The sequence below is a fragment of the Streptomyces sp. SBT349 genome (genome assembly GCF_001083795.1).
Classification (GTDB): domain Bacteria; phylum Actinomycetota; class Actinomycetes; order Streptomycetales; family Streptomycetaceae; genus Streptomyces.
Genome location: NZ_LAVK01000279.1, coordinates 1 through 10,435, shown reverse-complemented (window position 1 = coordinate 10,435; position 10,435 = coordinate 1). Strand labels below are relative to the sequence as shown.

Sequence of the window (10,435 nt, the reverse complement as noted above, 5' to 3'; positions counted from 1 at the left end):
GACGGCTTCCAGCCGGATCGATACTTCGGCCAGTGCCTCGCCGGTGAGCCAGCGGGCGGCGGGGCCGGGGCGGCACCAGGAGAGGGCGGCGAGGGAGGCGCCGAGCGCGCCGTCCGTCAGCAGCATGTCGTCGATCGGGCGGCGCAGCAGGACGGCCGCGCTGGACAGCCCCTCGGGGTACGGCGTGCGGGCGAGTCTTCGTGCCGCGCGGTAGACGGTGAAGGGGACGAGCATCGCGCGCCCCCCTCCCCCGCTGGCCTTGGCCAACGCCGTGACCGGCCGGACCAGATGGCGGCGGCGGCGGTCGAGCAGGAGGTCGGCGAGGCGGGCGGGGTGGGCGTCGAGGACCTGGCGCGCGCCGTTGCCGATGAGGTGGTCGGCGCTGCCCGCGGGGGGGGGGTGGGGGGGGCGGGCGGCGGTGACGAGGGGGGGGCCCGGCTCGTCGGTGAGCGGCCCGTTCTCCAGATCGGCGTAGGGCAGGGCCTCCTCGCCCGCGGCGACGACGACGTGGTGGAGCCTCGGGTTCTCCGCGATGATCCTGGCCCGTTCCATCTCCGCGGCGCGGGCGATGCCGCTCTGGGTGCCGCCGGCGGTCAGGTCGTTGAAGGTGACGGCGAGGAGCCGCTCGCCGGCGAGGGTGGCGCCGGTGCCGTAGACCGTGCCCGGCATGCCGGGCAGCCCGGCGGCGAGGAGGGCGAGCGTGGCGGAGGCGCTGCCGCCCGAGAGGTCGGCCCCGACGCCGGGCGCGGGCTCGGGGCCGGAGCGGGCGGCGCGGCGGTCGGCCGGTCCCATGCCGGGGACGGGGCCCGCGTCGCGCGCCGGCGCGTGGCGAGGGGCGGAGAGCCGGGTGCGGACCGCCTCGACGAGCGCGTCGCGCACGCCGGAGACGGCGGCCTCGCGCTCGACGGGCGGGGCGGCGACGACCAGGGGGGTGGCGGGCTCGTAGCCGAGTATGTCGCGGCTGCCGCCCTCGCGCAGGCGCAGCGCGTGGCCGGGCGGGACGCGGGTGACGCCGCGGTAGGGCGTGCCGTCGCCGACGGCCTCGGGCGACTCGGGGCAGGCGAGGAGGGCGGCGAGGTGCGGGACGTCGAGCTGCGCCTCGGTGAGGTCGGCGAGCGGGAGGGCGGCGGTGGCGTAGGCGGTGCCGCCGGCCCAGTTGGTGTGGAAGACGGGGCGGGTGCCGGCGAGGTCGGCGGGGATGACGGTGCGGCGGCCGAAGCGCGCGACGGCGGTGTAGCTGCCGGGCCAGGTGGTGAGCTGGCGGAGCGCGCCGGCGCGCGCGGAGACGAGGGAGCGGCGCAGGGTCTCGTCGTCCGCGCCGCAGTATCCGAAGACGGCCAGATGGGTGTCGCCGTCGGCGTAGACGAGGCGGACCTCGTCGGGGCGCCAGTCACCGACGGCCCACAGCGGGTCCGGGCCCTCCCACAGCAACTGGGCGCCCAGGGGCTGGATCTCCCGGGCCGCGCCGGCAGAGGCACCGCACCACCCCACCAACCACCGCATCGCCGCCTCCCCCACTGAAAGAATGCATGGCCCAATGCATGGACCGCAGCATGGGTGTGTGCTGACAGGCCCATGCTGCCACGGGGACGGCGGGAACGGGGCATGACCGTGAGGTAGTTCGCTCGTGTGGCGAACTACCCGGTGTGTCGGCCGGGTCTCCTGGGGCTCTTGCGACGCTTCCAGGGAAACCGGCCCTTTTCGGCCAAAGTGTGGCTGAGGAACGGCCCATGGCGGGGGTGCCCGAAGGCGGGTGATGTTGTGGTCCGGGAGACGCTGGCCGCCTCCCGGACCAGGCCACCGTCCGCGGGGAATGAGACGGCGGCTTCCCCCGGCCCGCTGATCCCTCAGGGCAACGGGCCGACCCACGCGTTTTCCATCGAACCGGGCGTGCCGGGAGATGCCCAGAGCGCACGGCCGGGCGCACGGCCACATGCCCGGAGCACAATCACGACGGGGAGAAGCGCTCGCACACACGTACGGTCATAAACACGCCATCCGGGACTCACCCCCTTAACGGTCAGCAGGCGCCGAACTACGCTGGGTTGGCGGAGGCACGGAAAAGCCCTGCGCTGGTCGCGGGGCTGCCGTTGGTGTGTCAGGGGTGCGCGCATGTCCAGGGAGCAACGCGGGCCGAACGAGAAGCTGGGTGCGGTTCTCGCCCTTGCGGGGATCAGCAACGCCGGTCTCGCCCGCCGGGTCAACGACCTCGGCGCTCAGCGGGGTTTGACACTGCGATATGACAAGACCTCGGTCGCCAGGTGGGTCACCAAGGGCATGGTGCCGCAGGGCTCGGCCCCCCATCTGATCGCCGCCGCCATCAGCAGCAAGCTGGGCAGGCCGGTGCCGTTGCACGAGATCGGCCTGGCCGACACCGACCCCGCCCCCGAGGTGGGGCTCGCGTTCACGCGCGACGTGCCCGGGGCCGTGGACTCGGCGACCGAGCTGTACCGGCTGGATGTCGCCCCGGGGAAGGGGATCTGGCAGACGCTCGCGGGCTCGTTCGCGATCAGCGCCTACGCCACCCCCATCTCCCGCTGGCTGATAAGTCCGGCCGACGCCTCCGTCGCCCGCGAGGCGGGCGCGCGGCCCCGCGACGGCGGCTGGGGCCGGGTCGGCCACTCCGACGTCTCCAAGCTGCGCGAGGCGGCCCAGGAGGCGCGCCGCTGGGACTCCAAGTACGGGGGCGGCGACTGGCGTTCGTCCATGGTGCCGCAGTGCCTGCGCACGGACGCGGCGCCGCTGCTGCTCGGCAGCTATACGGACGAGGTGGGCCGTTCCCTCTTCCGCGCCACCTCGGAGCTGACGCGGCTCGCCGGCTGGATGGCGTTCGACACGGGCCAGCAGGAGGCGGCGCAGCGGTACTACATCCAGGCGCTGCGGCTGGCCAGGGCGGCGGCGGATGTGCCGCTGGGCGGGTACGCGCTGGCGTCGATGTCGTTACAGGCCGTCTACCGGGGCTTCGCGGAGGAGGCCGTGGACCTGGCGCAGGCCGCCCTGGAGCGGAACAGGTCGCTGGCCACCGCGCGGACCATGAGCTTCTTCAAGCTGGTCGAGGCGCGGGCGCTGGCCAAGGCGCGCGACACGGCGGGCTGCGAGTCCGCGCTGAACGCCGCCGAGGGCTGGCTGGAGCGGTCGCGTGAGGGTGACGGGGACCCGGGCTGGCTGGACTTCTACACCTACAACCGGCTGGCCGCCGACGCCGCCGAGTGCTACATCGACCTGAAGGTGCCGGGCCAGGTGCGGCGTTTCACCAAGCACGCGCTGTCCGAGCCGACCGAGGAGTTCGTGCGGTCGCACGGGCTGCGCCTGGTGGTGGCCGCGGTCGCGGAGCTGGAGGACGGCAACCTCGACGCGGCGTGCGCCGCCGGCGCGCGCGCCGTGGAGGTGGCGGGCCGCATCTCGTCGGCGCGCACGACGGACTATGTGCGCAACCTGCTGCTCCGCCTCGCGCCCTATGGGGACGAGCCGCTGGTCAAAGAGCTTCAGGAGCAGGCCCGCCCCCTGCTCACCGCTCCGGCATGATGTGACACATGACACTGGCAGGGTACGAATGCGATGTGCTGGTGATCGGCGGCGGCATCGTCGGGCTCGCCACCGCGCACGCGCTGCGCGCCGCCCGGCCGGGGCTGGCCGTGACCGTGCTGGAGAAGGAGCCCGCCCCCGCCCTGCACCAGACGGGGCGCAACAGTGGGGTGATCCACAGCGGCGTCTACTACCGGCCCGGCTCGCGCAAGGCGCGGTTCGCGGTGCGCGGGGCGGCGGAGCTGGTCACGTTCTGCGCCGAGCACGGCATTCCGCACGGCACGCCGGGCAAGCTGATCGTGGCGACGGAGCCCGAGGAGCTGCCCCGGCTGCACGAGTTGGCGCAGCGCGCCCGGCGCAACGGGGTGCCGGTGCGCGAGCTCGGCCCGGCGCAGATCGCGGAGTACGAGCCCGCGGTCGCGGGCATCGCCGCGCTCCGGGTCGAGACGACGGCGCAGTGCGACTTCGCAGCGGTGGCGCGGGAGCTGGCGCGGCTGGTGAGAGTGCGGGTGAACGCGGAGGTCGTCGCGATCGACCGGCGCGTGGGCCGGGGCGTGGCGGTGCGGACGGCGTGCGGTGAGGTGCTGAGGGCGCGCGCCATGGTGAACTGCGCCGGGCTGCACAGTGACCGGATCGCGCGGTTGACGGGGGACGAGCCGGGGCTCCGGATCGTGCCGTTCCGCGGCGAGTTCTACCGGTTGCGGCCGGAGCGCGCCTCGTTGGTGCGGGGGCTCGTGTACCCGGTGCCTGATCCGGCGTTCCCGTTCCTCGGCGTCCACTTGACGGCGGGCCTGGACGGCGAGGTGCGCATCGGGCCCAACGCGGTTCCGTCGCTGGCGCGCGAGGGCTACGACTGGCGCACGGCACGTTTGCGCGAGCTGGTGGACGAGCTGGCGTACCCCGGCGTGTGGCGGCTGGCGCGGCGCCACTGGCGGTACGGGGCGAGGGAGTTGCGCCGTTCGTGGTCCAAGCGGGCCTTCACGGCGGGGGTGCGGCGGCTGCTGCCGGGGATCACGGAGGACGACCTGCTGCCCTCGCCGGCGGGCGTGCGGGCGCAGGCTGTCCTGCCCGACGGCACGCCCGCCGACGACTTCGAGGTCACCGAGGCGCCTCACACGGTGCACGTCCTGAACGCCCCCTCCCCGGCCGCCACGGCCTGCCTCCCGATCGGCCGCGACATCGCACGCCGCCTGCTGTCCACGCTGGCCTGAGCACCAGCCTCCGGCGGACGCGGAGCGCGTGGCGGGCGTGCGGAGCGGGCCGAACCCCCGGCACGTGCCGGATGGACGCCCGGCGGACACGCGGAGCGGGCCGGGCGCCCGGCAGGCGCGGAACATCCGGCGGACCCCCGGCGGACACGGAACGTCCGGCGGACGCGGAACATCCGGCGGACGGTGGACGCGAGACGGACGCGGGAAGGGACGGGCGGCGGCGTACGCCGGGACGTGCGGCGGTGAACGCCGGGGGTGTGGGGCGGGCTTGCCCCGGGTGTTCGGCTCCTCGCGCGCGACGCGGGAGCGCGCCCGCCCCCTCCCGCATCCGCGCGGCCAGGCCCCCGCAGGGGTTAGCGTTCGAATGCCTGGAGGTGGAGGGTCACGCCCTCGTCCGTGGGCACCGAGGTCAGGGTGTAGAGCTGGTGTTCGTCCAAGGTGACGCGTTGCCGGTCGGCGGTGCGGGCGGGGTCGAGGGGGAGCAGTCCGGCGGGGGTCTCCTCGCCGTCGGCCGGGTTCAGCCGGACCATCCGCAGGCCCTCCCCCTCGCCCGAGTGGCCGAGGAGCGGCTGCCCGTCGTCGCCCACGCCGAACAGCAGCGTGTCACCGGGCAGTTCGGTCTCCCAGCGGCGTTCGCCCGTGGCCAGGTCGTAGCCCGCGAACGACGTCTCGCCCGTGCGCGCGAACAGCACCTCGCCCGCGACCGCCGACGTCTCGGCGCGCACCTCGCTCAGCGGCAGCCGCCACGCCTCCTCGCCGGTCTCCGCGTACGCCACCAGGTCCTGGCCCTGTTCGAGCAGCACCGGGTCGCCCGCCAGGATGCCGGTGAAGCCGAACTCCGGGTCGTTCGCGGCGTGCGTCCACTCCAGCACGCCGGTGTCCGCGTGGTAGACGCTGAGCTCCCGCCTGCCGTCGCAGCCGGTCAGCACCGCGACGCGCGAGCCGACGTGCCGGGCGGTGAGCGGCAGCCGTTCGCCCTCGCACGGGCGGACCAGCGTCTCGTCCGGCGGCGCGGGGAACGGGAGTTCCTCGCCGTCCTCCAGCGCGAAGCGGTGGAACCCGGTGACCGAGCCGATCGCGTCCAGGCTCACCGTGACGGCCTCCTCGCCGACGGTCACCGTCGCGTCGGCCGCGGACACGGGCCGTTCGAAGCGCTCGGACCAGAGCAGCGCGCCGCTCGCCGTGTCGATCAGGCCGAGCACCGAGCAGTCGGCGTCGGCGCTCGCCGCGCCCTCGGCGCGGTAGAGAACGGCGCCCACGCCCGCGGAGTTGGTCCGTTCCGCCGCGGCGCACGGCCGGATCGCGCCCATCGGCGGGTCCGCCTGCCAGCGCACCGCGCCGTCGACCGTTCCATAGCCGGTCACCCCCGCGGTCGAGACCAGCGTGACCGTGCCGTCGTGCGCCCACAGGCGCGTCGCCTGCCGGTCGTGCGCCCCCGTCCCGGCCCGCACGGCCGGGGCCCGCCACGCCTCGGCGAGCTCGGCCGGGGCGGGGGACGGCGTGGTCGTGGCCGACACCGGGTCCTCCGCGTCGGCCGTCCCGTCCTCCCGGCTGAACACCACCACATACACCGTCACCAGCGCGAGCAGCAGCACCGCGACCGGCAGCGCCACGAGACCGACGCGGCTGCCGTCCCCCTCCGCCATGGCACATCCCCCGAAGTCCCACACGTCACTGGCCTCTTGCCGGTCCCCTGGCGATCGGGGCCGGTCATTCCTGGTCATCGTGTCCGACGTCGCGGGGCTGTCGTCCGGTTCCTCTCCGAATCACCGTAAAATCGGACGCATTGTGTCCGAGACTGATAGCCGCCTCCCTGATCTCACGGCCGAGCGCGCCCGCATGTTCCCGCCCGGCGCGGGCCCGGCGCCCGATCCCGCCGGCGCACGCCACGACCGCACCATCCGCAGCTTCCAGCCGCGGCGCAGCCGGGTCACCGCCGCGCAGCGGGACGCGCTGCTGCGGCTCTGGCCGCGGTGGGGCCTGGAGATCGACGGGCGCGCCGCGCTGGATCCCGCGGCGCTGTTCGGCGGGCTGCCGGTGGTACTGGAGATCGGCTTCGGCATGGGCGAGGCCACGGCGGAGATGGCGGCGGCCGACCCCGGCACCGGCATCCTGGCCGCCGACGTGCACACCCCCGGCCAGGGGAACCTGCTGCGACTGGCCGAGCGGCGCGGCCTGACCAACGTCCGGGTGGCCAACGGCGACGCGATCATCCTGCTGCGCACCATGCTGCCGCCCGCCTCGCTGGCCGGGGTGCGGGTGTTCTTCCCCGACCCGTGGCCGAAGAAGCGGCACCACAAGCGGCGCATCATCCAGCCGGAGTTCGTGGATCTGGCCGCCTCGCGGATGGCGCCGGGCGCGCTGCTGCACTGCGCGACCGACTGGGTGCCGTACGCCGCGTCGATGCTGGAGGTGCTGACGGCCTGCGAGTCGTTCGCCAACGCGGCGCCCGGCGGCGAGGGCTACGCGCCCCGGCCCGCGATCCGGCCGTTGACCCGCTTCGAACGCCAGGGGCTGGCGAAGGGACACGAGGTGCGGGACCTGGTCTTCCGCCGGACCGACCCGGAGGCCCCCGGACCCGGTGACCGGGCGGAGACCCGGGGCGGACGGCCGGGTGGGGGCGGGCCGACGGCCGGGTGAAAGGGTCTGCCGCGGGTGCGGACGCGCCTGTCAGGCTCCGGCTCCAGGCCGTAAGGTCATGGGGTGCGCCCGCAGCTCTCCCCCACACTCGCCATCGGCGCGCCGCTGGCGGTCTGTGGCGTGATCGTGTCGGTGCTCGTGTGGCGTGAGACCGGCGCCGCGGGATTCCTGGCGGGGCTGGGCCTCGCCCTGCTGCCGGTGCCCCTGCTGATCGGCGTCTTCCACTGGGTGGACGCCCTCGCGCCGCGGCCGTGGCGCTCGCTCGCGTTCGCCTTCGGCTGGGGGGCGTGCGTGGCGACGTTGTTCGCGCTGGTGGTCAACGGGCTGCTGCTCGGCTGGCTGACGGACGATCCGACCACCATCAGGCCGGCGCAGGCCGACACGCTGGAGCTGACCGTCATCGCGCCGGTGGTCGAGGAGACGGCGAAGGCGGCGGCCGTGCTGCTGCTCTTCCTCTACCGGTCGCAGGCGTTCCACAGCGTCATCGGGGGTGTGGTGACGGCGGGTCTGGCGGCGACGGGGTTCGCGTTCACCGAGAACATCCTCTATCTGGGCAACGCCTTCACCCGGGACCAGTCGGACGGGGTCGGTGGGGTGGACTCGGCGACGGTGGTGACGTTCTTCGTCCGGATCGTGATGGCGCCGCTGGCGCACCCGATGTTCACGGCGCTGGCGGGCGTGGGCTTCGGACTGGCCGCCGCGCTGGCGCCGCACCGGCCTGCGGCGTGGCGGGTGCTGCTGCCGCTGACCGGCCTCGCGACGGCGATGGGGCTGCACTCGGCGTGGAACGCGTCGGCGTCGCTGAGCCTGGTGGGGTTCGCGTCGGTCTATCTCCTGCTGATGCTGCCGGTCTTCTGCCTGCTGTGCTGGCTGGTGGCCTGGGCGCGGCAGCGCCAGCTGCGGGTGGTGCGGGAGACGCTGCCGCTGTACGCGGCGGCGGGCTGGGTCTCGGCGGCGGAGCCGCCGGCGCTCGGCTCCCTGCGCTCGCGCTCGGTCTCGCGCCGGCTCGCGCGCGAGGCGCACGGTCCGGCGGGCTGGCGTGCGGCGGCCGGGTACCAGGCGGCGGCGACGTCGTTGGCATTGCTGCGGCACCGGGCGGAACGGGGCCGGGTGGCGCCGGACTTCGCCGCGCGGGAACGGGACCTGCTGCACCGCCTGTGGCGCCACCGGGCGCTGGCGGGCCCGCCGACGGTGGCGGCGGGGCGGCAGGCGGAGGAAGGGGAGTAGCCCCGGGGGGTGGCGCGGTCGGCGCGGTCAGCGCAGGGAGAGGCGGATGCCCTCGCGGTGGCGGGTGTGGCCGAGGATCCACTGCCGCTCCTCGGCGCGGAGCTGGCCGGGGAGCGCGAAGCCGAAGAGGTCGATGCGGGGGCTCACGTCGAGGTGGTCCAGGAGGCGGGCCATCGCGAAGCCCGTGGAGGGGTCGGTGGCCCAGCGGACCTCGCCGATCAGCGCGGGGTCGCGGACCGGGCGGCTCAGGGTGCGGTCGCCGACGTGGGACTGGGCGCCCGGCACCAGGCGCCGGCGTATCGCGGAACGCCAGGGGGCGGGCTGTTCGCCGAAGACCAGGCGGGTCCCCACCCCCCGCCCCCCCCCCCGGCCGCCGCTGCGGTACGAGACGGCGTGGATGTCGACGCGTTCGCCGGTGCCCTCGCGGTGGGTCTGGAAGGAGTCGAGGCGGACGACCAGGTCATAGCCGTCGATCTCGGCACCGAGGCCGCTGGCGGCGACGGCCTCGCCGTTCGCCACGACGCACAGGGAGCGTCCGGCGATCTGGCGGGTGAACGCCGCGACGTCGACGGGGTCGCCGCAGTCGAGCGGCAGCTCGTGGTCGAGGCGGCTGCCGGTCAGGGTCTCGAACCGTCCCTGCGCGTGCATGGCGTCCTCCTCACGACCGTCCGCCTCCAGGGCCTCCGCGCGCAGCCGCCAGGCCCCGCCCGAGCCGGGGCGCAGGGCCACGCCGGTGTCGGCCAGGCGGCGGGCCAGCCGGATCTCGCCCGCGTCGACCGCGTGGCGGCCGACGGCGAGCAGGGCGTCGAACGAGCGGTCGGCCGACGGCTCGAACGTGGTGTGCTCGGCCACGAGCGTGCCGATGGCGGCGACGAGCTCGGTGCGTTCCCGCGCGGGCGTGCCGCCCAGCGCGGCCAGATACCCGGCGCACTCCCGCACACACGCGGTGACGAGATCCTCGGCGCGTGCGACGCTTCCCGGGCGCAGCCTGACCTTCATACGGTCGACTGTGCACGCCGGACGCGCTCGCCGTGTGACCCCGAAGCACCGTCAAGGTGAACGTTGCCTGTCTAGCGCTCCGCTTCAACGGACCGTAGTGTTCCCCTCACACTACGCGTGGGTTGGAGCGCGATGTTCACCGAGTACGAAGTGCAGCTCCGGGACCGTTTCCTGGCCGCCCCCCTCTCCCCGGCCCCTGCTCCCTGGCGACCCGCGTTCCACCCCCGCCTGGCCACACCGATCGGCGGGCTGCTCGGCATCGGCTTCGCCTCGGACCCGGGGTCCGGCCAGGACCTGGTGATGGTGGTGTCACAGGGGGGCCACGGCGTGTTCGACACCACGACGGGGAAGCTGGTGGCGCGCGACCGCGACCCCGATCCCGACATATCCGACCCCGCGGGGCCCCACCTCACCTGCCCGGGGCTCGGCCCGCTGGCCGGCACCCCGGTCCGCATCGCGGGCCTGCACGGCGGGGGGCTGCACGCGACGACGGACGACGGCTGGTCGCTCGACGTGGTCAGCCCGGACTGGCCGCACCACAGGATCCTCCTCTCCACCGACGGCGGCCTCTGCCACGGCCCGGCCGGGGGCGTGTGGTGGCACATCCACCACACCTCTCACTCCCCCCTCCGCACGGCGGGCTTCTCCCCCACCGGCCACACCCTGGCCGTGGCCACCAGCACGGACCTCACGATCCTGACCCGGGTGGGGTGAGGGCGCTCCGCGGCGGTGGTCAGGGGAGGGCCGCGCAGCGCCCTCACCCCACCCGGGGCAGGATCGTGAGGTCCGTGCTGGGGGCCACGGCCAGGGTGTGGCCTGTCTCTTATAACCAT

At 75.0% G+C, this 10,435-nt stretch carries 8 protein-coding genes; 5 read left to right on the top strand and 3 right to left on the bottom strand.

Translation table 11 applies throughout. The annotated features are described in order from the left end of the window. Positions 1-1,503: hypothetical protein (locus ADY01_RS26870; protein ID WP_049578685.1), on the bottom strand; the 1,503-nt coding region annotated here is incomplete at its 3' end. Positions 1,504-2,112: 609 nt separating this feature from the next. Here ADY01_RS26870 and ADY01_RS26865 point away from each other — a divergent pair. Continuing rightward, complete coding sequence (locus ADY01_RS26865) at positions 2,113-3,525, top strand: hypothetical protein (RefSeq protein ID WP_049578684.1); 1,413 nt, start codon at positions 2,113-2,115, stop codon at positions 3,523-3,525. A gap of 8 nt (positions 3,526-3,533) precedes the next feature. After that, complete coding sequence (lhgO, locus tag ADY01_RS26860; protein ID WP_049578682.1) at positions 3,534-4,736, top strand: L-2-hydroxyglutarate oxidase; 1,203 nt, start codon at positions 3,534-3,536, stop codon at positions 4,734-4,736. Between the two features lie 353 nt (positions 4,737-5,089). On the opposite strand, the gene ADY01_RS26855 is transcribed toward lhgO, so the two are convergent. Continuing rightward, a complete protein-coding gene (locus ADY01_RS26855) occupies positions 5,090-6,382 on the bottom strand; it encodes a PQQ-binding-like beta-propeller repeat protein (protein WP_049578681.1) in 1,293 nt (430 codons plus the stop codon). Between the two features lie 193 nt (positions 6,383-6,575). Here ADY01_RS26855 and trmB point away from each other — a divergent pair, with 193 nt between their 5' ends. Continuing rightward, the gene (gene trmB, locus ADY01_RS26850) at positions 6,576-7,376 is read left to right on the top strand and encodes a tRNA (guanosine(46)-N7)-methyltransferase TrmB (RefSeq protein ID WP_107081833.1); all 801 of its coding nucleotides are present in this window, start codon (positions 6,576-6,578) and stop codon (positions 7,374-7,376) included. Between the two features lie 63 nt (positions 7,377-7,439). Beyond that, positions 7,440-8,603 carry a PrsW family intramembrane metalloprotease gene (locus ADY01_RS26845; protein WP_049578679.1) on the top strand — a complete coding sequence of 388 codons (1,164 nt, stop codon included), beginning with the start codon at positions 7,440-7,442 and terminating at the stop codon, positions 8,601-8,603. A 27-nt stretch (positions 8,604-8,630) separates the two neighbouring features. On the opposite strand, the gene ADY01_RS36150 is transcribed toward ADY01_RS26845, so the two are convergent. Next, positions 8,631-9,602 (bottom strand): hypothetical protein, encoded by a 972-nt coding sequence (locus tag ADY01_RS36150; protein ID WP_053171240.1) that lies wholly within the window; start codon positions 9,600-9,602, stop codon positions 8,631-8,633. Positions 9,603-9,734: 132 nt separating this feature from the next. On the opposite strand from ADY01_RS36150, the gene ADY01_RS26835 reads away from it, so the two are divergent. Then, on the top strand, positions 9,735-10,316 hold the full coding sequence (locus ADY01_RS26835; RefSeq protein WP_049578678.1) for a hypothetical protein: 582 nt from the start codon (positions 9,735-9,737) through the stop codon (positions 10,314-10,316). The last annotated feature ends 119 nt before the right edge of the window (positions 10,317-10,435 follow it).

Excerpts from the sequence above, each read along its gene's own strand:
- ADY01_RS26865 (WP_049578684.1), top strand. The coding sequence starts at position 2,113 with ATGTCCAGGGAGCAACGCGGGCCGAACGAGAAGCTGGGTGCGGTTCTC.
- lhgO (WP_049578682.1), top strand. The coding sequence starts at position 3,534 with ATGACACTGGCAGGGTACGAATGCGATGTGCTGGTGATCGGCGGCGGC.
- ADY01_RS26855 (WP_049578681.1), bottom strand. The coding sequence starts at position 6,382 with ATGGCGGAGGGGGACGGCAGCCGCGTCGGTCTCGTGGCGCTGCCGGTC.
- trmB (WP_107081833.1), top strand. The coding sequence starts at position 6,576 with ATGTTCCCGCCCGGCGCGGGCCCGGCGCCCGATCCCGCCGGCGCACGC.
- ADY01_RS36150 (WP_053171240.1), bottom strand. The coding sequence starts at position 9,602 with ATGAAGGTCAGGCTGCGCCCGGGAAGCGTCGCACGCGCCGAGGATCTC.
- ADY01_RS26835 (WP_049578678.1), top strand. The coding sequence starts at position 9,735 with ATGTTCACCGAGTACGAAGTGCAGCTCCGGGACCGTTTCCTGGCCGCC.